The organism is Streptomyces sp. NPDC046716, from assembly GCF_040645755.1.
Taxonomy (GTDB): domain Bacteria; phylum Actinomycetota; class Actinomycetes; order Streptomycetales; family Streptomycetaceae; genus Streptomyces.
This window is the reverse complement of record NZ_JBEYYU010000022.1, coordinates 105,504-126,670: the sequence shown is the minus strand read 5'-3', so window position 1 is coordinate 126,670 and position 21,167 is coordinate 105,504. Positions and strand designations below refer to the sequence as shown.

Sequence of the window (21,167 nt, the reverse complement as noted above, 5' to 3'; positions counted from 1 at the left end):
GTCATGCCCCGCATCTTCATGGCCGTGCGCCGCGAGTCCCGCTACCCCGTCTCCGAGATCCTCGCCAAGACCCCCGCCATCCCCTCCGGCTGCCAATGGGGCATCTTCCTGCGCAACCACGACGAGCTCACCCTCGAAATGGTCACCGACGAAGAACGCGACTACATGTACGCGGAATACGCCAAGGACCCCCGCATGCGGGCCAACATCGGCATCCGCCGGCGCCTCGCCCCGCTCCTGGACAACGACCGCAACCAGATCGAACTCTTCACCGCGCTCCTGCTGTCGCTGCCCGGCTCCCCGATCCTCTACTACGGCGACGAGATCGGCATGGGCGACAACATCTGGCTCGGCGACCGCGACGCCGTCCGCACCCCCATGCAGTGGACTCCCGACCGCAACGCCGGCTTCTCCTCCTGCGATCCGGGCCGCCTCTCCCTGCCCACGATCATGGACCCGGTCTACGGCTACCAGGTCACCAACGTCGAGGCCTCCATGTCCTCGCCGTCGTCCCTGCTCCACTGGACCCGCCGCATGATCGAGATCCGCAAGCAGAACCCGGCATTCGGCCTCGGCTCCTACACCGAACTCTCCTCCTCCAACACCGCCGTGCTGGCCTTCCTGCGCGAGTACAAGGACGACGTGGTCCTGTGCGTCCACAACTTCTCCCGCTTCGCCCAGCCCACCGAACTCGATCTGCGGGTCTTCGACGGCCGGCACCCGGTGGAACTCATCGGCGGGGTGCGGTTCCCGGCGATCGGTGAACTGCCCTACCTGCTCACCCTCGCGGGGCACGGCTTCTACTGGTTCCGGCTGCGCGGCACATCTCTCGCTCCCCGTGTCGCCCACCACGATTGGACCTGATCCGCCATGACGACCTCGACCATGTCCGGCCCGGCCCCGTCCCCGCTGTCCGAGCCCGCTGTCTCGCGCGGGCGACTCGCCGCGCTGCTGGCAGGCTGGCTGCCCGACCAGCGCTGGTTCGCCGGCCGCGACCACAAGATCACGAACCTGTCCGTGGTGGCGGCGACGGAGCTCGCGCCCGGCTGCTTCCACCTGCTGGTCCGGGTCGAGCACCGCGGCGAAGAGGGCCCCGCGCACTACCAGTTGCTCCTCGGCGCGGGCACCCACGTGCCCCCGCGGCTGCGCGGCCACGTCATCGGCGAGGTCGAAGGCCCCACGGGCGACACTCTGCTGGTGTACGACGCCGTGCACGACCCCCGCGCGGCGGCGCTGCTCCTGGACCGGGTCCGCAGCGGCGGCACCACGGGAAACCTGCGCTTCGAGTCGTTCCCGCGCACGGGCGTCCCGAGCGGCCTCACACCCCGTGTCCTGGACGTCGAACAGTCGAACACCTCGATCGTCTACGGTGACCGGCTCATCCTCAAGCTCTTCCGGCGGGTGCAGCCGGGCATCAACCCCGATCTGGAGGTGCCGACCGTGCTGGCGCGACACGGCTACGCCAAGGGCCTCGCGCCCACGGCCTGGTTCCACACGTGTGCGCCGTTCTTCGCGACACTGGGGGTCGTCCAGCCCTACCTCAGGGGTGCGACGGACGGATGGGCGCTGGCCCGCGCATCGGCCCTGGAGCGAGGGGACTTCGTCACGGAAGCCCGCGATCTGGGCCGCGCGACGGCCGCACTCCATGTGGCCCTGGCGGAGGCGTTCCCCGTCGCCCCGGCCCCCGCGGACCACACCGTACGGCTGGCGGACGCGATGACGAGCCGACTGCGGCACGCGGCTTCCCTCGTGCCCGCGCTGCGCGCGTACGTGCCAGGGCTGAGCAGCGCCTATGCCGAGTTCGCGCTGGCAGGGAGTGATCTGCCGCTGCAGCGGATCCACGGCGATCTCCATCTGGGGCAGGTGCTGCGGGCCGGCGGCGACTGGCACATCGTCGACTTCGAGGGCGAGCCGGCCAAGCCGCTGACCGAGCGGCGGGGCGACCACTCCCCCGTCGGCGACGTCGCGGGCATGCTCCGCTCGTTCGACTACGCGGCCCACATCGACGGCTCGCCGCGACCGGAGTGGGCCGAGCAGACCAGCGCCGCGTTCTGCGGCGGGTACGCCGAGGCCGGCCGGTTCGATCCGCGGCGCACGGCTGTGGTGCTGCGTGCGCACGAGGCGGACCGGGCCGTCTACGAGGTCGTCTACGAGGCGGGCCATCGACCGGACTGGATCACCGTCCCCATGACGGCCGTAGCACGCCTGTCCCGCACCTCCTGATCACTCATCGCCCTTCTCCTTCAAGGGAGTTCCGCAGATGGCCGTCGTCGACGTGGACCCGACCACCCTCCACCGCGCGCGCCCCGCGCCCGCACTCGACGCGGACGACCGCGGCCGGCTGTTGCGCGGGGAGCACCACGATCCGCACGCGCTCCTGGGCGCGCACCCGGGCCCCGACGGAGTGGTGGTGCGCTGTCTGCGTCCGCACGCACGCAGCGTCTCCGTCCTCACGGGCCCCGTCGCCTGGACGCTGCGCGACGAGGGCGACGGCCTGTTCACGGGGACGGTGCCGGGTTCGGGCCCGCTCGGGCACCGGCTGCGCGTCGTCCATACGGAGGCCGTCGTCGACGTCGAGGACCCGTATCGCTTCCCGCCCACCCTCGGGGAGCTCGACCTCCACCTCGTCGCCGAGGGCCGGCACGAGGAACTGTGGACCGTGCTCGGCGCTCATGTGCGGGAGCAGGAGGGAGTGCGCGGTACCCGTTTCGCGGTGTGGGCCCCCGACGCCAGAGGTGTGCGGGTGTGCGGCGACTTCAACCACTGGGACGGGACGGCGCTGCCGATGCGCTCGCTGGGGAGCTCGGGCGTGTGGGAGCTGTTCGTCCCGGGGGTCGGCGCGGGCGCCCTGTACAAGTTCGAGATCACGGGCCCCGACGGCGCCCGCCTCGAACGCTCGGATCCGATGGCCCGCCGCACGGAGGTTCCGCCCGCGACCGCGTCGGTCGTGACGGACAGCGACCACGTCTGGGGCGACGAGGAGTGGATGCGGCGGCGCGGCGACCGGCCGGCCCACTCGGCGCCCCTGTCCGTGTACGAGGTGCACCTGGCCTCGTGGCGCCCGGGGGCGACCTACCGCGAACTGGCCGCCGAACTCGTCTCGTACGTATCCGAGTTGGGGTTCACCCACGTAGAACTGCTGCCGGTGGCCGAGCACCCCTTCGGCGGCTCGTGGGGCTACCAGGTCACCGGTTTCTACGCCCCCACCGCACGCCTCGGCACCCCCGACGACTTCAGGTACTTCGTCGACACGCTGCACCGGGCGGGCATCGGTGTGCTCCTCGACTGGGTGCCGGGGCACTTCCCGCGCGATGCCTGGGCGTTGGCCGACTTCGACGGGCGTCCGCTGTACGAGCCGCAGGACCCGGTGCGGGCCGCCCACCCCGACTGGGGCACGCTCGTCTTCGACCTCGGGCGCCGCGAGGTGCGCAACTTCCTCGTCGCCAACGCCGTGTACTGGTGCGAGGAGTTCCACATCGACGGCCTCCGCGTCGACGCCGTCGCCTCCATGCTCTACCTCGACTACTCGCGCGAGGACGGCACGTGGACGCCGAACGCGCACGGCGGACGGGAGAATCTGGATGCCGTCGCCTTCCTCCAGGAGATGAACTCCACGCTCTACCGGCGGTGCCCGGGCATCGTCACGATCGCGGAGGAGTCGACCGCCTGGGACGGCGTGACCCGGCCCACGGACCAGCCGGCCGCACACGGCCTCGGCGGACTGGGTTTCGGCCTGAAGTGGAACATGGGCTGGTCCCACGACTCCCTGGCCTACATGGCGCACGATCCCGTCCACCGCAGGTACCACCACGACGCGTTGACGTTCTCGATGGTGTACGCGTACAGCGAGCACTACGTCCTGCCCGTCTCGCACGACGAAGTCGTCCACGGGAAGCGGTCGCTCGTGTCGAAGATGCCGGGAGACTGGTGGCAGCAGCGCGCCGACCACCGCGCCTACCTGGCCTTCATGTGGGCCCATCCCGGCAAGAAGCTGCTGTTCATGGGGCAGGAGTTCGCGCAGGGCGCCGAATGGTCCGAGACCGATGGGCCCCAGTGGTGGGTGCTGGGCGCGGACCATCCCGGGCACGAGGACCACCGGGGCGTCCAGCGGCTGGTGGCCGACCTCAACCACCTGTACACGGCGCGTCCCGCCCTCTGGGAACGGGACGGTGACCCCGCGGGCTTCTCCTGGGCCGAAGCGGACGCCGCGGACGACAACGTCCTCGCGTTCGTCCGCCACGCCTCCGACGGCCCTCCGCTGCTGGCCGTCGTCAACTTCTCGCCCGTGGTGCGCGACGACTACCGGATCGGTGTCCCGGAGGCGGCGACGGACGTCTGGCACGAGGTCCTCAACACCGATGCCCCGCGCTACGGCGGCAGCGGCGTCCGCAATGAGGGCCCGCTCCCCCAGACCGCCACCGCCCACCACGGCTTCCCGGCGTCGCTCTCCCTGCGGCTCCCGCCGCTGGGGGCGGTCTGGCTCAGCCCGATGCCGTAGCCGGTGGCTGCGGGGGCATGCGGAGAGGGACAACCGTGTCCCCCGCCTACCCGAGGAGCAGCCCCGTCGTGGGAACCGCCGTCCACGTCCCGCAGACCCGGGACATGATCGGAGAAGAACTCTCCGGTGACGAAGCCTTCACCGCGCTGCGCCACTACGGCGGTGTGCGGCTGCTGTTGGACTCCTTCAGCCGGTTCCGCTACGCGGACGGTTTCACCAACGCCCGGGCGCTCGCCTTCCAAATGGTGCTCGGGCTTGTGCCCTTCACCGTCGTCCTCGTGGGCCTGGCGACGAGCGTGCACACCGAGAGCGTGGGCCGGGTGGTGGAGCTGACCCTGGCCCGGATCGTGCCGGGCGCCAGTACCGAGGTCGTGGAGAAGGCGTTCGACGGTACGCGGCGCACCGCCGGCAGCGACCTGTGGAGCGCGATGGCGCTCTGGCTCGGGCTGGCCTTCGCCGTGCTGAACCTGGCCTCGGCCATGGGGCAGGTCGAGCGCGGGGCGAATCGCATCTACGGCATCGAGCGCGACCGGCCGGGACCGGCGAAGTACGGACGGGCACTGGTGCTGTCCGTCACGGCCGGGCTGCCGATGGTGCTGGGGTTCGTCGTGATGGTGGCCGGCACCGCGGTGGGCGACGCAGTCGCCCGCACCACCGGCGACCATCGCGGCGGCATCGGCTGGTGGGGCGCGCTGGAGATACCCGCCGGTCTCCTGCTGACCTGGATCGCGTCGGCGGTGATCCTGCGGCGGGCCCCGCGCCGCGTACAGCCCGGCTACACGTGGCTCGCGTTCGGGTCGGCGGTCCATCTCGCGCTGTGGGTCGCGGCGACCTGGCTGCTGGCCCTGTACGTCGGCGAGAGCGGGGCGTTCGGCGCCGTCTACGGCCCGCTGACGGCCTTCATCGCCCTGCTGCTGTGGGCGAATCTCACCGCTGTGGCCCTGTTCCTCGGCATCGCCTTCGCCGCCCAGCTCGAGGCCGCCCGGGCCGGAATCCACGAGCCGGTCCGCCCCGACCCGGGGCCGGGAGGCTGACCCTGACCCCGCGCCGCCGCTACTTCTTGCGCGTGGCCCGCTTGCTCAGCACGGCCAGGACGACGGGGATGACCAGCTCGATCCCGCGGGCCACGTTCGCCGCGGGCAGGCCCGTCTTCTTGGCGATCACATTGGCCGCCGGGCGGCTCATCCGCGACAGGAGTCCGGCCAGCAGCCCGCCGGAGGCCAGCCCGCCGAGACCGCCGAACGCGGCCACGCCCTGGAGCGGCGGCTGCGCCGCCTCGTCGATGGCCTCCCGCACCTCCCGGGCGCCCTCGGGCCCTTCCTCGGAACGCTCGCGCAGGCCGCCGGAGAGGGCCGACACCGTGGTGCCCACGACGTCCTGCGCGCCCGGCGCGTCCGTGCCCAGCACCTCCGCGAGCCGCTGGAGCCCGTCGTCGCCGAGCTCGTCGAGGACGTCCCGCTCCAGCGACTTCTCACCCGATTCTTCGCTCATGCCCCAAACGCTAGAGCGGTCCGCGGGTGTCGGCGACCGCACACGCCCTGCGGCTGGGCCCTCGCGGAGTCCGTCACTGCACGGCGCCGTCCGGGATGCACACGTACCCGGGGCCCCATCCGTTGCGCTCCACGTGGCTCGGTTGCGTCGAGCCCAGGCAGGAGAGCCATGCCTCGCGGTACGACGGATCCGTCAGGATCAGCTCCCGCTCGTCCTCATCGGCACGGACGAGACTGTCGTAGGCCTCGTTCGAGAGGATGACCGTACCGGCGCCCGGCTCCGGGTCGGCGGCCGGGGCCGGGGCGGCCCATGCCGCGGACGCGGACAGGGCCAGGAGGACGGTGGCGGTGGCGGTACCGGTGACAGTGCGCAGGCGCATCGGGAAGTGCTCCCTGTTTCGACGACGACAGGACATCGCCTGCTCAACGCCGGAGCACCGCTTCGGTCACGCCACCGGGTCACACGGCGTCGGGTCAGGCGGCGTCGGCGCTCTCCAGTTCACGCTTGAGGTTCTGAAGCGTTCTGTCGATGTTCCGGCCCTGGAAGTCGGCGAACGTGTGGCCCGAGGTGACGAGACGGTCGAAGGCGTGCGCGACGAGGTCGGGCCAGGCGCGGCGGTCGTCGGTCCAGGTCTCCGTCACACGTGTGCCGTTCTCGGTGGGCTCGAAGCGGTACTCCCAGGTGGCGATCGGCCCGGGCAGCCGGGGCCGGCGGGCACCGATCGCGTGGACGCGGAAGGCGAAGCGGCTGTCGGGGTCGGCCGCGGTGACGGTGCAGCGGGTGACCCACCGGAACCGTCCCCGCTTGTTGCGCCCGACGAACGAGGTGCCCGGCACCGCCGGTCCCGCCGGAACCTCGCCCGTCGTGCCCCGGTTCTCCGGGCTCCAACGGCCCATGTCCTCGGGGCGGCTCACCGCCTGGTAGGCGATCCGGGGCTCCACCCCGACCTCGATGCTCCTGCTCACGGTGAATACCCGGCTCACGGAGGCCTCTTTCCGGTCGAAACACTGGGTTACTGAAGAGTAGAGAGCACCCTACGCCGTCCTTCAGCCTCCGGTGCTGCGCAGGTTCTCCCGTACCTTGGCGATCGCGAAGCCCCAGCCCTGCTGGACGGTGGGCTTGGCGGGTACGGCGATCTCGTCGGGGTTGGTGAGCACGTCGAGCAGGACCGGTCCGGGTTCGGCGAAGGCGCGGGTGACGGCGTCGGCGAGGTCCTCGGCGCGTTCGACACGGATGCCCTTGATGCCCAGAGCCCGGGCGACGGCGGCGAAGTCCGGGTTGTCCAGGACGGTGCCGAACTCGGGCAGCCCGGCCTGTTCCTGTTCGAGCTTGACCATGCCCAGGCGCTGGTTGTCGAAGACGACCAGCTTGACCGGGAGTCGTTCGGTGCGGATCGTCATGAGGTCGCCGAGCAGCATCGACAGACCGCCGTCGCCGCAGAAGGCGACCGTCTGCCGGTCGCGGTCGAGCAGTTGGGCGCCGATGGCCTGCGGCATCGCGTTGGCCATGGAGCCGAGGTTGTAGGAGCCGATCAGCCGGCGGCGGCCGCGCATCTCGACGAACCGGGACAGCCAGACGGTGGCCATGCCGGTGTCGGAGGTGAAGACGGCGTCGTCGGCGGCAGCGGCGTCCACGGCGGCGGCGAGCGCCTCGGGGCGGACCAGGTGGTCGCGGTTGTCGAAGGCCGAGCGGACCTTGCCGATCAGGCCCTTGTCGTGGCCGGGGTCGGCCAGCTTGCGCTGCCCGTCCTGCCATTCGGTGAACTTCTCGCGGGCGGAGTCCAGGTGCTTGCGGTCCTCGCGGGCCGCGACCCGGTGCAGCAGTCCGCGCACGGTGGGGCCGACATCGGCGGCGAGCGCCACGTCGACGGGCACGCGCCGCCCGATGTGCTCGGCGACCCGGTCGACCTGGACGACCTTCTTGCCCTCCGGATACCACTCGCGGTACGGGAAGTCGGTGCCGAGCAGGACGAGGGTGTCGGCCCGGTCCATGGCGCGGGCGGCGGCCGGGTTGCCGATCAGTCCGGTCTGGCCGACCTGGAACGGGTTGTCGCCCTCGAAGCCCTCCTTGGCCTTGAGGGTCAGGACCATGGGCGCGGAGAGCCGCTCGGCGAGGGCGAGGACGTCCTCGCGGGAGGTTCGGGCGCCGCGGCCGACGAGCAGGGTGACGTCGCCGCCGTCGTCGATGAGGCGGGCCGCCTCGTCGAGGTCGGGGTCGTCGGGGCGGTTCTCGGAGCGGGCGACGGAGAGCCGCGCGGGCCGGTCGGCGGGCAGTTCCTTGTCGCCGATGCCACCGGGGACGGTGAGGACGGCGACGCCCCGGCGGCCGATGGCGGTGCGCACGGCGACCTCCAGGAGGCCGGGGAGCTGTTCGGGTGAGGTGACGGTGGCGCGGAAGACGGCCACGTCCTTGAAGAGAAGGTCGTTGTCGACCTCCTGGAAGTAGTCGGTGCCCACTTCGGAGAGCGGCACCTGTCCGGCGACGGCGAGGACCGGGGTGCCGCTCTTGGCCGCGTCGTAGAGACCGTTGAGCAGGTGCACCGAGCCGGGGCCGACGGTGCCCATGCAGACGCCGAGGGTGTCGGTGAGCTGCGACTGCGCGCCGGCCGCGAACGCGGCGGCCTCTTCGTGGCGGCAGCCGACCCAGGAGAGGGTCTCGGAGGATCGGATGGCGTCGGTGAGCGGGTTGAGCGCGTCACCGACGACTCCGAAGACATTCCGCACACCCAGCTCTTCCAGGGTGTCGGTGAAAAGGCGGGCGACGGTGCGGGACATGGCGGGGGTGTCCTTTCTGAGGCGTCGAGTGCTGAGTGCTGCGGGGATCGCCCGGTCAGCCGGTGACGCGGTCGGGTTCGGCTCCCCGCAGAGCGAGCGGGCCGACGGCTCCGAAGCGCACCGTGTCCGACCGGTTATCCGAGATCGGTCCGCTCATGTCTGTCATCCCGGGACCGGCTCCGCCGGGTTCGCCGCGCGCACTGGCGATTTCGCCGATGGCGCCCGGGCCCGGCCCCACCACTCTGGTCGGACCAGGTACCCCCGCACACCCCCGTCAGGAGGGCTCCATGGGCTCCACGCGTCATCGTCCCCCACGCCGGCTGCTCGGCGTGCTCGCGGCCACCGCCGTCGCGTTCACCCTCTTCTCCTCGGCCACGACGACGGCAGGCGCCGCCGACACCACGGCCACCGCCGCGCAGACCGCCTCGACGAGATCAGCCGCCGCGCAGCCGTTGTCCACCAGTACGCCGGTCGTCTTCGTGCACGGCTACACCGGCAACGCCTCCAACTGGGTCACCGGCATGAGCGTGTTCCGCGCCAACGGCTGGTCGAGCTCCAACCTCTTCGCCTACGAGTACAACTCGTACGGCAACAACATCACCAACGCCCAGGGCCTCGCCACGTTCGTCAACACCGTGAAGGCGCGGACCGGCGCGAGCAAGGTCGCCATCGTCAACCACTCGATGGGCGGGCTGGTCAGCCAGTACTACCTGAAGGTGCTGGGCGGCAACACCAGCGTCAGCCACCTCGCCTCGATCGCGGGCGCCAACCACGGCACCACGTACGCCGGTGCCTGTCTCGTCTACACGACCTGCCAGCAGATGTATCCGGGGTCCTCGTTCATCTCCCAGATCTCGTCCGGCGACGAGACGCCCGGCTCCACCAAGTACGCCACCTGGTACTCGGCGTGCGACGGCATCATCATTCCCTACACGAGCACCAGGCTCGACGGCGCGACCAACAACAACGTGGTCTGCCAGACCCACATCGGGTATCTGACGGACACCGTGGTCCTCGGGCAGATCGCCCGCTTCGTCGCTTCCTGACCGCCGTCTCCCGCACGACCTCATGGCGCGGCGGCAGGAGTACGACGTCCGCCGCGCCATCTCGCCCGTGGGATCAGGTGCCCGGCTTGCGGCCGTAGACGAAGACGTCGTCGCCGGTCTTCAGCAGGGACCAGTACTTCTTCGCGGTGGTCTTCGTCATGTTGACGCAGCCGTGCGAGCCCGGCGGGTTCCACATGCTGACGCCCACCGAGTGGAACGCCTCCCCGCCGTCGAAGAACTGGCTGTAGGGCATCGGCACGTTGTAGATGCTCGACACGTGGTCGATGTGCCGCCAGTAGATCTTCTTCAGTCCGGTGCGCGTCTCGTACCCGTTGCGCCCCGTGCGCACCGGGACCGGTCCGTAGACGAGGTTCTTGCCGTCCTGGATCCAGCTGATCTGGAGGGTCAGGTTCACGCAGGCGATGCGGCCCTTGTTCACCGGGCACTTGCCCGCCTTGTTCGGGGTCGTGCCGACGGCCTTCTGCTTGTTCATCAGGTCCATCACGCCCCAGGTGACGGGGCCCGCGTAGCCGATGTTCGGGGTGATGCCGTGCTTCGTCTGGAAGGCCTTGACGGCCTTGCAGTCGGTGGCGGACTGCTTGCCGTCGACCGGGCGGCCGAGGAACTTCTCCACCTGCTTCTGGTACGGGCCCGTCTGTGTCGTACAGCTGCCTGCCGCCTGCGCCGGTGCCGTCCCGAGCGCGAGCGCCAGCGGTGCGACGAGCCCCGTGACCGCGGCGGCGCCGACGATCCGTCTGCGATGGTCCCCCATGACCGATCCTCTCCCCAGTTTCCCTGTTCTGAGTTTCTGTCCGGGTAGACGAGTCCCCAGGGACCGGGGTTGTACGGGTCGGTCGGCTGATACGAAACGATGACAACCGCACCCGGCCACGGCCGACACCGGGACGATGCGGCACGGCCCTGCCGAACTTCCTACATAGCCCCCTTTACGGTCACAAGGTGCAAAAAGTACCGCGTCCCGTATGGGCCGCTCTCGTCGTCATCGCCGTCCTGCTGACCACTCCGCCCGCGCAGGCCCAGCCGCGCCCTTCCACCTTGAACGCCGTGGTCTCCGCCGTGCCCGGCACGAAACTGGCGCACACCTATCGACGCGGCTGCCCCGTCCCACCCGGCCGGCTGCGCCTGATCCGGATGAACCACTGGGGCTTCGACGGCAAGGTGCACCGCGGTGAACTGATCGTCGGCCGGCAGGCCGTGAGCCCGATGCTGTACGTGTTCGGCCGGGCCTTCGCCGCGAAGTTCCCCATCCGGCGGATGAAGGTCATGGCCGAGTACCGGGGCAGCGACACCGCCGCCATGAAGCAGGACAACACCTCGGCCTTCAACTGCCGTGCCGTGACCGGAAGTCCGGGAAAACGGTCGCAGCACTCCTACGGCGACGCGATCGACATCAACACACTCGAGAATCCCTATGTCGACACCGCGGGCCGCGTCTATCCGCCCGCCGGCCGTCGCTATTTGCGCCGGGACCGGCCCGTCAAGGGAATGATCCGGCGCGGGGATGTGATCACGACCGCCATGCGCAAGGTCGGCTGGCAGTGGGGCGGCCGCTGGGCGCACCCGGACTACCAGCACTTCTCCGCCAACGGGCGCTGATCCGGACCCCGGTCAGCCAGGGTCGAGGGAGGTCAGGGTTCCTCCGGTCCGTCCTCGTCGAGTTCGAACCACACCGTCTTGCCCTCCGGCTCGGGGCGGATGTTCCAGCGGTGGGCGAGAAGGTCGAGGAGGACGAGACCGCGTCCCGAGGAGGAGAGTTCGCCGGGGGCGCGGCGGTGCGGGACCTCGTCGCTGCGGTCTCTGACCTCGACCCGCAGGTGGCGTCGGCCCTGGACACCGCTGATCTCCGCGCCGAGGACGGCCGCGCATTCGGTGTGGACCAGTACGTTGCCGAGAAGTTCGGAGGCGAGCAGCACCACGGTGTCGACGTGTTCGGGGCGCGCCCAGTCGTGAAGCAGCCCCTGGAGTTCGATCCGCGCGTCGGCGAGCCCCTGGGCCTGATCCTGTTCGAGGGTCAGTCGCAGATGCCGCCCCGGTTGGTCCGCTGACGGATCGGACGGATCGCGGCGCAGGAGAAGAAGGGCGATGTCGTCCTCCGTGAAGGAGGTGGGGCGAGTGCCGGGCTCCGAGGTGTGCGGGGCGACGACGGCGTTCAGGAGCCGGTCGGCGAGACCGTCGATGTTCTCGGCGGAGCCCGGGGTCAGGGCGTTGCGGACGCGGAGCCAGCCGGAGTACATGTCGTGGCCGCCGGACTCGATCAGGCCGTCGGTGCACAGCATGAGGATCTCGTTCTCGCGCAGGGTGATCACGCTGACCGGGTAGTCGTCCTCGCCCAGGTCGAGGCCGAGGGGCAGGCCGCCGCGTACGTGCTTGAGGAGACAGGTTCCGTCCGGGAGCCGCAGTACGGGGTGCGGGTGCCCGGCCCGGGCGATGCGCAGGATGCCGGTGGCCGGGTCCGCCTCCAGGTAGATGCAGGTGGCGAAGCGGTCCTCGTCCAGCGACGCGAGGAAGTGCGACGCGCGCACCATGACGGCGTCGGGGCCGTGGCCCTCGACGGCGTAGGCGTGGATCGCGGTGCGCAACTGGGACATCAGCCCTGCGGCATGGACGTCATGGCCCTGGACGTCGCCGATCACGAGGCCGAGGCGGCCGCCGGGCAGGGGGATGCTGTCGAACCAGTCGCCGCCGACCATCAGTCCGCCGCCGGTGGGCACGTAGCGGGCGGCGACGGTGAGGCCCTCGACTCCGGGGCCGACGCGGTCCATGCTGCTGCGCAGGTTCTGGGAGAGGGCGTGGTCGGCCCGGCCGTTGTAGGTCTGCTCGATGGTCTGGCCGAGCAGCCGGGACAGGGTCATCAGGAAGGTGCCGAGGCCGTCGGTCATCGGCACAGGGGCGTCGAACGCGGCCAGCCATACGCCCGTGAGCTGGCCGTACGTGGCCAGTGGAAGGTACGCCCAGGCCTCGGATCCCGTCCGGTCGGAGAGCGGCCAGGCGGTCGGGAACCGGTCGCGGTACTCCTGCGGGGAGGCCAGGAACACGGGGCGTCCGGTGCGGGTCACCTGTGTGGCGGGATGGTCGATGTCCAGCGGCAGCCGGAACGCCTCGTCCTCCTCGCCGCACAGGCCGAAGTGTCCGACGCAGTGCAGGAACGCGCGGTCCGCGCGGAACACCGCCTGGCCGCGCAGCGGCAGCTCGGGTCCTGACAGCCGGGAGATCAGGGTGAGCGCCTCCGCGAGCGAGTCGGCCCGCGCCAGGGAGTGCCCCGCGACGAGCAGGCCCGACGCACGATGCCTGCCGCGCTCCGGCGCGTCGCCGGATCCGTCGTCGGCCGGGCCCGCCAGGCGGTTGAGCGCCTCGACCTGGCGCACCTCGGCGTCGCGTTCGTCGGAACTGCCGTGCTCGCGCCCACCCGCCACCTGCGGCACTCCCGTCTGCTCGGCCCGTTCTGACTTCTCCCGCGTTCTCCCATGTTCCGACGAACGGCCAGGTCGCGCCTGCTCGGGCGGGCACCTGGGGGGGGCGCGGGCCCGTCGGACGGCCAGGGGCACGCCCCGGCTGACCGCGGGCATCGGCGGCGCCGGGCAGCCCCGCCCCTTTCAGGGGCGGCGCAGTGGTGCGAGTGCCGAGGTCGTGGTGACGACCTCGGTGAGCATGTGGTGCAGGGCGCTCTCGTGGCGTGCGGCGGGCGCGAACGTCGTGTACTGCTCGAAGTCGCTCTGCAGCGACAGGTGGACCTGGGTGTGCACGGCCGTCAGCTGGACCGCGCCGGCGATGTGGCGCAGGTGGTCGAGTGCGCGGGCTCCGCCGACGTTGCTGCCGTAGCCGACGAACCCGGCCGCCTTGTTGTTCCATTCGTTGTAGACGAAGTCGATGGCGTTCTTCAGTGCGGCCGGGATCGAGCGGTTGTACTCGGGTGTGACGAACACGAACCCGTCCAGCGCGTCGATCTTCGCGGCCCACGCGCGGGTGTGGTCGTGCTCGTAGTCGCCGAGGCGCGGTGAGCGCGGCTCGTCGAACAGGGGCAGGTGGTAGTCGGCGATGTCCACGAGCTCGAACGTGGCGTCGTCCCGCGACCCGGCGGTCTTCTCGACCCACTGCGCGATCTGCGGTCCGACGCGACCGGGACGGGTGGTGCCGAGGATGATGCCTATCGTGGGCATGGAGGTCTCCCAGTGCGCGTGAGGTGCTCGGGGCGGGCGAGGAAAGCGGTGGTACTCAGGACGTCAGCAAGCTCTCGATGAGATCGGCGGCGCGCAAGGTACCACCCTCGGCACGGGCCGCGGCCTGCAACCGCTCGGACCGATCGCGGCGTTCTGGATCGGTGACCAGGTCGTTCAGTGCCGCGCGGAGGGTCTCCGCGGTGGCGTCGGCCGTGTCCACGCGGCGGGCGACGCCGAGTTCCACGAGCCGGTCGGCGTTCATGAACTGCTCGGCGCCCTGCGGCACGGCGATCATGGGGACGCCCGCGAGCAGTCCCTCGCCGCAGCCGCCCATGCCGGCGTGGGTGACGAAGGCGTCGGCCTGTTCGAGGATCGCTCGTTGCGGGACCCAGGAGTGCACCTCGACGTTGGACGGGACGTCACCGAGTTCCGCGGGGTCGGTGTACTTGCCGATCTGGAGGACGACGTGCCAGCCGGAGAGATCGCCGAAGGCGGCGAGGCACTGGCGGTAGAACTCGGGGCGGTGCGTGTAGGCGGAGCCGAGGGAGATCAGCAGCACGTTGTCGGCGGCTGCCGGGCGGGTCCAGCCGTCCGTGTCCGCTCGGGCGTCGAAGCAGGGGCCGGTGAAGGTCACCACAGCGGTGTCGACCCGGTCGACGTGCAGCTGCATCGCTCTCGGGATCAGGGCGAGGGCCCGGCCGGGCGGCCCGGAGAAGGCGTCCACGTCCGTGGTGGTGGCGCCGCAGTCCGCGAGCCACTGCGCGAACCTCTCCCGGTACGCGTCGGCTCCCGGCAGATTTCGCAGGTGAACGGCTACTTCCTCCTCGTAGCCGTCCCAGCCCACGAACGTCGGGGACAGTTGCAGGAGGGGGCGGCCCTGCGCCTCGGCGAGGGCGCGCGCGGCATAGGCGCCGATGTCGTAGAGGTACAGGTCGGCCGGGTCGTCGTCGTAGGCGGCGCGCAGCTGCGGCAGTGCCTGGACGGCGTCGTCGAGGAAGAGGCTCGATGCGGCGATGGGGTCGTCGGGCCACTTGTTGTCGGCCACCGGCAACTCGGAGGTGCAGGGCACCGGTTCCGCGCCGGTGGGCGCGATCAGGTCGGCCACGAACGGGTCGTTGGCGTAGGTGACCCGGTGCCCCCGGGCCACCAGCTCGCGGATGATCGCGAGGCTGGGGAGGACATGGCTGACGATGGGAACGCCGACCATCGCGATGTGGGCGCGGCGACGGGGCATGGTCGAACCCTCGATTCCGTGTGGAGTGGGCGGTGTGCGTGCGGGGAGGTGGGGTCAGGGTCGGCCGGTCCGCGCGGCCGCCGCCTCCAGTTCCGCGATCGATCCCGACATGATCGTGCGTACGTGCTCGGTGAGGTGCTGCACGGGCCAGTCCCACCAGGCCACGGCGAGGAGGCGGGCGACGTCCTCGGGGGTGTAGCGGGTGCGGATGAGCCGGGCCGGGTTGCCGCCGACGATGCCGTAGTCGGGTACGTCGGCGGTGACGACGGCTCCTGCGGCGATGATCGCGCCGTGGCCGATGCGGACGCCCGGCATGACCGTGGCTCCGTGGCCGAACCAGACGTCGTTGCCGACGACGGTGTCGCCCCGGCCGGGCAGGCCGGTGATCAGGTCGAAGTGCTCGGCCCAGGAGCCGCCCATGGTGGGGAACGGGAAGGTGGACGGGCCGTCCATGCGGTGGTTGGCGCCGTTCATGATGAACCGCGTGCCCGTGCCGAGCGCGCAGTACTTGCCGATGACGAGCCGCTCGGGGCCGTAGTGGTAGAGGACGTTGCGCGTCTCGAACGCGGTCGGGTCGTCCGGGTCGTCGTAGTACGAGAAGTCGCCGACCTCGATCAGCGGTGACCGCACCAACGGCTTGAGCAGGACGACGCGGGGGTGTTCGGGCATCGGGTGGAGCACGCCGGGGTCGGCGGGAAGGGACGGCATCGTGAGGCGGTTCCTCGCACTGGACTATTGCAACAACTGTCGCGTTAGGATGCTGGCACGGCCCAGGCGCGCAGATCAACCGGATACGGGATCCTGATGACAGACACACCGGCCACGGCACCGGACCGCCGTCCGGGCGGCCGCACGGCCCGCGTCCGCGCCCAGGTGCTCGACGCGGTGCGCGCGGAACTCGCGGAGCGGGGCCACGAAGGCCTCACGATGGAGGGCGTGGCGGCGCGCTCCGGGGTGCACCGCACCACGGTCTACCGCCGCTGGCGCGACGTGGGCGGCCTGCTCGCCGACGTCATCGACGCCGCCGGGGAGATCGACTGGCAGCCTCCGGACACCGGTTCCCTGCTCGGCGACCTGACCGCCCTCAACGAGGAGATCCAGGACTCGCTGACCGTGCGGCCGTCGTTCGCCGTCGCCCTGATGGCCGCCTCGTTCCACTCCGAGCAGGCCGCGCAGGCACAGACGAGGCTCTGGGCGGACCGCTACGCCCAGTGCGCGGTCCTCGTCGACCGCGCCGCCGACCGGGGCGAACTCCCCTCGCGGAACACCGACGCGCACGCCCTGCTGGTCGCCGCCACGGCGCCGGTCTACCACCAGTTGGTGCTGCTCCGGGCCGACCCCGACCCGCGGAACTCGCGACGGTTCGCCGCCGCGGCCGTGTCGGCGGCGGTCGCGGGCGCCTTCACGGGTACCGACGGGCCGAGTGGCGGGCCGCACGGCGACGTCGGACAGTGATCGGGAACACCGGGACCGCGTCGGCCGTTGTCGACATGAAAGCAAAGAGAAAGTAAAGCGCGAAGGAGTTGCCCGTTGTCCGCCAGATCGACGGACTCTGCGGGGCCCAGACCCCGGCCACCCCGCCCCGCTCGGCACGGATCGAGCCCGGCCCACGGCGGGTGGTGTGCGTGCTGAGCGCCGTGCTCGGCCTGCTCGCGGTCCTCGTGCTGACGGCGGGCACCGGCTACTTCGTCGCCCAGGAGTTCGCCTACGTCGCCGCCGACCGGCTCGCCCTCGCCCGTGAGGCGGAAGCGGGCGACAAAAAGGCCGCCAAGGCGCTGACGGTCCTGGAGCGGCTGTCCTTCATGCTGTCCGGCGCCCAGCTCGGCATCACGGTCACCGGCCTGGTCGTCGGCTTCCTCGCCGAACCGTCGGTCTCCACGCTGCTGCGACCGGCCCTGTCCGGGATCGGCCTCCCGGACGCCGCCGTCACGACGATCGCGGTGATCCTGGCGTTCGTCCTGGCCACCGTGGTCCAGATGGTGCTCGGTGAGCTGGCTCCGAAGAACCTGGCACTGGCCGTCCCGGAGCGCTTGGCGAAATCCCTCGCCGGCTCCACCGTCGTCTACCTCAAGGTGGTCGGCCCGGTGGTGCGCCTCTTCGACGGCGCGGCGAACGGGCTGCTGCGCAGAATCGGCATCGAGCCGGTCGAGGAACTCCACCACGGCGCGACCCTGGAGGAGCTGAGCCACCTCATCGGCGAGTCCCATCAGCAGGGCGAGCTGCCCCGCGAGGCCGCCGCGCTCCTCGACCACGCGCTGGAGTTCAACGAGCGGACGCTGCACGAGGTGATGGTGCCGCGCGCCGACTCCGTGTTCGTCCGCAAGGACGCCACGGCCAACGACACGATCGAGCTGATCGCCAAGCACGGCCACTCCACCTACCCCGTGATGGGCGACCACCCCGACGACGTCACCGGCGTCCTGGGCGTCAGGGAGCTGATGGCCCTGCCGCAGTCCGCGTACGCGACGTACACGGCCGCCGCGCTCGCACGGCGCCCTCTCCTGCTGCCCGACACGCTCCAGCTCCCGGACGCCGTGGACCGGATGCGCGAGGCCGACGACGAGTTCGCGGTGGTGCTCGACGAGCACGGCGGCGTCGCCGGCATCGTCACCTACGAGGACATCGCCGAGGAACTGGTCGGCGACATCGCCGACGAGAGCGACCGGGAGACCCGGCTCGCCGTCCCCGATCCGGACGGCGCGGGCTGGACGGTCGACGCCGGCCGCCGCCTCGACGAGGTCGCCGAGGCCACCGGCATCGAGCTGCCCGGGGACGAGGACTACGACACCGTGGCGGGCCTGGTCGTGGACCGTCTGGGGCGCTTCCCCGCCATCGGCGACCGGCTCACCCTCGACCTGGCCGACGGCGACAGCGTGGTCATCGACGTGACCGGGCTCGACCGTCACGTCCCCGACCAGGTCCGTCTGACCCCGGGACCGGCCGCCGACGACACCGACACGTCCGCCGAGGAGCCGCACGCATGAGCTTCCCCATGGCCCTCTTCGTCACCGTCCTGCTCCTGATCGGCAGCGGCTTCTTCGTGGCCGCCGAGTTCGCCCTCGTCGCCGCGAAACGCCACCGGATGGAGAAGGCGGCCGCTGCCGGACAGCGCGGCGCCCGGGCCGCGCTCGACGGAATGCGGGAACTGTCCCTGATGCTCGCCGGAGCCCAACTCGGCATCACCATCTGCACCCTGGGCCTCGGATCGATCTCCAAGCCCGCCGTCTCGCACGCCCTCGATCCGCTGCTGCACGGCTGGGGCCTGCCCAGCGGACTCAGCTACGGCGTCTCCTTCGCCGTCGCCATGATCGTGGTGGTCTTCCTGCACATGGTCGTCGGTGAGATGGCCCCGAAGTCGTGGGCCATCGCGCACCCGGAGCGCTCGGCGATGCTCCTCGCGCCGCCCTTCCGCGCGGTGGTCAGGACGGTCCGGCCGCTGATCCGGCTCCTCAACCGGATCAGCAACGCGCTGGTCCGCATGTGCCGCGTCACCCCGCGCGACGAGCTCACCGAGGTGCACAACCGGGAGCAACTCACCCACCTCGTCGCCGAGTCGGAGCGACTCGGCCTGATCAGCAAGAACGACTCGGAGCTGATCACCAGCTCCCTGGTCGAGCCGCTCACTCCCGTCGGCGAGCTCCAGGTGCCGGGCGCGCGGATCACCTCCGTCCCGGCCGACGCGGACGTCGACACCGTCCTCGCCACGGCCGCGGCCACCGACCGCAGCCGCCTCCTGGTGCGGGACGGAGCTCTGGTCACCGGTTCCGTGCACGCCCGCGACGCACTGATCGCCCGGGCGCGCGGACGGGCGGCGACCGCCCGTGAACTGGCCCGGCCCGTCCCCGAGTTGCTGGAGACCGACACCGTCGGCCACGCCATCGAGCAACTGCGCGCCTGCCGCGCCTCCCTCGCGGTCGTCTGCGACGACACGGGCCGGCTCACCGGCCTCGTCGCCCTGGACGACCTCCTGGCACGCCTCACCCACCCCCGGGCCGCGTAAGATCCAACTCCTGTGAGCAGCAACCCGATCCGCTTAGCAGGACCGTCCCGCCGTGCCTCCGTGGCCGCCCGATGTCGCGCCGTCACGGAGGCCCGCTGGTTCGCCGTCACCGTCTTCGTGGTGATCATCGGCAACGCCGCCGTCCTCGGCGTCGAGACCTACAGCGGGGTCACCGACCGCTTCGACGACGAGCTGAAGGTGGTCGAACACGCCTTCCTGGCCGTCTTCACCGCCGAGATCGCGTTGCGGATCGCCGCCCACCTCGACCGGCCGCGCGACTTCTGGCGCGACCCGTGGAACGTGTTCGACCTCGCCGTCGTGATCTGCGCGTTCCTGCCCGTCGTCCGCGAGAACGCCACCGTGCTGCGGCTGCTGCGCCTGGCCCGCGTCCTGCGCACCGCACGCTTCCTGCCCCAACTGCGCATCGTGCTGGTCGCGGTCGGCCGCAGCCTGCCCGGCACGGTCAGCTTCCTGCTGGTGGGAGGGCTGCTGCTGTACGTGTACGCGATGGTGGGCTGGGTCTTCTTCGCCGATGACAACCCCGAGCACTTCGGGTCGATCGGCCGCGCGGTCCTCACCCTGTTCCTGCTGATGACCCTGGACGGGCTCGGCGACGCGGTGCACGGCGGTCTCGAGATCTCGCGCTGGAGCATCCTCTACTACGCCTCCTACGTCCTCATCGCCTCCTTCGTCCTGGTCAACGTCCTCATCGGCGTGGTCATCACCTCGCTGGACGAGGCCCGCGCGATGGAGGAGCCCCGGGCCGGGGAGCCTGCCGCGGCGACGGCCGGCGAGGAGGACGTGCGCGCCCGTATCGCGACGGCGCGCCGGGCCCTCGACGAGCTGGAAGCGAGCCTGGCGGCCCTCCCCGCGCCGCGGCAGTCGCTCACCGGTGCCGAGGGGCGAAGAAGTCCCACATGATCGAGGTCATGTCCGGGCCCAGCGGGTCCGCGTACGGGCCGGTGCCGCCGCCCGGCCACTTGTGCGCCAGGCCCTCCACGTCGTACTTCTCGATCAGCGGCTGTCCGCCGTCGCGGGCCGTGTACCGGGTGCGGGTGTAGGGGCGTTCGCCCGGGGCGTCGAAGCGCCGGGTGGCGTCGGGTGTGTCGTCCACGTCCCCGTCGAGGGTGCTGTCCGGGGCGAGGTCGTCGACGGCCGCCCACTGCGAGGCGAGGCGGTCGGCCATCCACGGCGGCACCGTCGTGTCGGCGCTCCCCTGCTCGATCAGCAGCGGGACCTGCCGGGCGCGTGGCCCCATCTCGGCGTGGGCCAGCTTCGCCGTGTCCACCGGGCTGACCGCGTCCGGGTTCGGCTTGACCTTGTCGAACGCGTACTCCCCACCGGCCAGCGAGGCCGCCGACGCGTACACGTCCGGATAGGTCACCGCCATGATGACCGCGAGACCGGCGCCCGAAGACGCTCCGGCGACGTGCACCCGCGAGGCGTCGGCGTGGTAGTTCCTCACCACGTCGCGGGTGACGCCCGCGATCAGCGAGGGTTCGCCCTTGTCCCGGTGCTGGTGCGCGGGCTGGAGCGCGTTCCAGCAGTGGAGCAGGTTGCGCCACGGATCCTGTGACGGATAGACGACGATGAACCCCTTGGCGTCGGCCAGCTGGTTGAACCGGGTGAGATCCTTCATCGAGCTGTCGGTGAAGCCGGTCATGCCGCAGCCGTGCAGCGCCACCACCACCGGCAGCTTCTCCCCGTCCTTGTACTGGGGCGGCAGGTGCACTTCGTAGTCCACCTTGCCCGCCAGGTTGACGAACGTGCCGCGTTCGTCGTGTCCCGCGGCGGCGCTCGCCCTGTCCGTCAGGAACGTCAGCGCCATGCCCATCGTCGCGGCGACGACCAGCGCGCGCCGGAACCTCTCTCCCATCACAGACCTCCCGTGGATGTGATCAGATCTCGCACATCCTGAGCGACCCGCTCCGGTACCAGCCAGAGGC

General features: G+C 71.2%; 20 protein-coding genes. 10 read left to right on the top strand and 10 right to left on the bottom strand.

From position 1 onward, the window contains the following. The 4 genes from ABZ930_RS18740 to ABZ930_RS18725 all read left to right on the top strand — a co-directional run. Positions 1–864, top strand: an 864-nt coding sequence (locus tag ABZ930_RS18740; RefSeq protein WP_361549021.1) for an alpha-glucosidase C-terminal domain-containing protein, incomplete at its 5' end; no start/stop codon positions are given. A gap of 6 nt (positions 865–870) precedes the next feature. Continuing rightward, positions 871–2,223, top strand: coding sequence for a maltokinase (locus ABZ930_RS18735; RefSeq protein ID WP_361549019.1), 1,353 nt, complete (start codon positions 871–873; stop codon positions 2,221–2,223). Between the two features lie 37 nt (positions 2,224–2,260). Next, positions 2,261–4,498, top strand: a complete 2,238-nt coding sequence (glgB, locus tag ABZ930_RS18730) for a 1,4-alpha-glucan branching enzyme (protein WP_361549017.1) — start codon at positions 2,261–2,263, stop codon at positions 4,496–4,498. Between the two features lie 68 nt (positions 4,499–4,566). Further along, positions 4,567–5,532 carry a YihY/virulence factor BrkB family protein gene (locus ABZ930_RS18725; RefSeq protein ID WP_361549015.1) on the top strand — a complete coding sequence of 322 codons (966 nt, stop codon included), beginning with the start codon at positions 4,567–4,569 and terminating at the stop codon, positions 5,530–5,532. Positions 5,533–5,551: 19 nt separating this feature from the next. Here ABZ930_RS18725 and ABZ930_RS18720 read toward each other — a convergent pair whose 3' ends face one another. The 4 genes from ABZ930_RS18720 to ABZ930_RS18705 all read right to left on the bottom strand — a co-directional run bounded on the left by ABZ930_RS18720 (position 5,552) and on the right by ABZ930_RS18705 (position 8,763). Next, entirely contained in the window at positions 5,552–5,989 is a 438-nt protein-coding gene (locus ABZ930_RS18720) for a DUF937 domain-containing protein (RefSeq protein ID WP_361549013.1), read from the bottom strand. Positions 5,990–6,062: 73 nt separating this feature from the next. After that, positions 6,063–6,368 carry a hypothetical protein gene (locus ABZ930_RS18715; RefSeq protein WP_361549011.1) on the bottom strand — a complete coding sequence of 102 codons (306 nt, stop codon included), beginning with the start codon at positions 6,366–6,368 and terminating at the stop codon, positions 6,063–6,065. A gap of 94 nt (positions 6,369–6,462) precedes the next feature. Beyond that, entirely contained in the window at positions 6,463–6,972 is a 510-nt protein-coding gene (locus ABZ930_RS18710; protein WP_361549009.1) for an SRPBCC family protein, read from the bottom strand. A gap of 63 nt (positions 6,973–7,035) precedes the next feature. Continuing rightward, a complete protein-coding gene (locus tag ABZ930_RS18705) occupies positions 7,036–8,763 on the bottom strand; it encodes a thiamine pyrophosphate-dependent enzyme (RefSeq protein WP_361549007.1) in 1,728 nt (575 codons plus the stop codon). A gap of 287 nt (positions 8,764–9,050) precedes the next feature. Here ABZ930_RS18705 and ABZ930_RS18700 point away from each other — a divergent pair, with 287 nt between their 5' ends. Next, complete coding sequence (locus ABZ930_RS18700) at positions 9,051–9,809, top strand: alpha/beta fold hydrolase (RefSeq protein WP_361549005.1); 759 nt, start codon at positions 9,051–9,053, stop codon at positions 9,807–9,809. A 73-nt stretch (positions 9,810–9,882) separates the two neighbouring features. Here the strand turns inward: ABZ930_RS18700 and ABZ930_RS18695 are convergent, their stop codons facing one another. Continuing rightward, on the bottom strand, positions 9,883–10,581 hold the full coding sequence (locus ABZ930_RS18695; protein ID WP_361549003.1) for a L,D-transpeptidase family protein: 699 nt from the start codon (positions 10,579–10,581) through the stop codon (positions 9,883–9,885). Positions 10,582–10,769: 188 nt separating this feature from the next. Here ABZ930_RS18695 and ABZ930_RS18690 point away from each other — a divergent pair, with 188 nt between their 5' ends. After that, positions 10,770–11,426, top strand: coding sequence for a M15 family metallopeptidase (locus ABZ930_RS18690; RefSeq protein WP_361549001.1), 657 nt, complete (start codon positions 10,770–10,772; stop codon positions 11,424–11,426). A 32-nt stretch (positions 11,427–11,458) separates the two neighbouring features. On the opposite strand, the gene ABZ930_RS18685 is transcribed toward ABZ930_RS18690, so the two are convergent. The 4 genes from ABZ930_RS18685 to ABZ930_RS18670 all read right to left on the bottom strand — a co-directional run bounded on the left by ABZ930_RS18685 (position 11,459) and on the right by ABZ930_RS18670 (position 15,929). Further along, on the bottom strand, positions 11,459–13,243 hold the full coding sequence (locus tag ABZ930_RS18685; RefSeq protein ID WP_361548999.1) for an ATP-binding SpoIIE family protein phosphatase: 1,785 nt from the start codon (positions 13,241–13,243) through the stop codon (positions 11,459–11,461). Between the two features lie 180 nt (positions 13,244–13,423). Continuing rightward, a complete protein-coding gene (locus ABZ930_RS18680; protein ID WP_361548997.1) occupies positions 13,424–13,987 on the bottom strand; it encodes an NAD(P)H-dependent oxidoreductase in 564 nt (187 codons plus the stop codon). 55 nt (positions 13,988–14,042) lie between these two features. Beyond that, complete coding sequence (locus tag ABZ930_RS18675; RefSeq protein ID WP_361548995.1) at positions 14,043–15,221, bottom strand: macrolide family glycosyltransferase; 1,179 nt, start codon at positions 15,219–15,221, stop codon at positions 14,043–14,045. 54 nt (positions 15,222–15,275) lie between these two features. Next, positions 15,276–15,929 carry a CatB-related O-acetyltransferase gene (locus ABZ930_RS18670; protein ID WP_361548993.1) on the bottom strand — a complete coding sequence of 218 codons (654 nt, stop codon included), beginning with the start codon at positions 15,927–15,929 and terminating at the stop codon, positions 15,276–15,278. Between the two features lie 96 nt (positions 15,930–16,025). On the opposite strand from ABZ930_RS18670, the gene ABZ930_RS18665 reads away from it, so the two are divergent. From ABZ930_RS18665 to ABZ930_RS18650, 4 genes are all read left to right on the top strand, one after another. Then, complete coding sequence (locus ABZ930_RS18665) at positions 16,026–16,676, top strand: TetR/AcrR family transcriptional regulator (RefSeq protein ID WP_361548991.1); 651 nt, start codon at positions 16,026–16,028, stop codon at positions 16,674–16,676. A 164-nt stretch (positions 16,677–16,840) separates the two neighbouring features. Beyond that, a complete protein-coding gene (locus ABZ930_RS18660; protein ID WP_361549035.1) occupies positions 16,841–18,205 on the top strand; it encodes a hemolysin family protein in 1,365 nt (454 codons plus the stop codon). Next, positions 18,202–19,221 (top strand): hemolysin family protein, encoded by a 1,020-nt coding sequence (locus tag ABZ930_RS18655; RefSeq protein ID WP_361548989.1) that lies wholly within the window; start codon positions 18,202–18,204, stop codon positions 19,219–19,221. Before ABZ930_RS18660 ends, ABZ930_RS18655 begins: the two co-directional genes overlap by 4 nt. Positions 19,222–19,281: 60 nt before the next feature. Further along, a complete protein-coding gene (locus ABZ930_RS18650) occupies positions 19,282–20,142 on the top strand; it encodes an ion transporter (protein WP_361548987.1) in 861 nt (286 codons plus the stop codon). Here ABZ930_RS18650 and ABZ930_RS18645 read toward each other — a convergent pair. After that, entirely contained in the window at positions 20,108–21,097 is a 990-nt protein-coding gene (locus ABZ930_RS18645) for a PHB depolymerase family esterase (RefSeq protein ID WP_361548985.1), read from the bottom strand. The genes ABZ930_RS18650 and ABZ930_RS18645 overlap by 35 nt on opposite strands. Positions 21,098–21,167 lie beyond the last annotated feature (70 nt).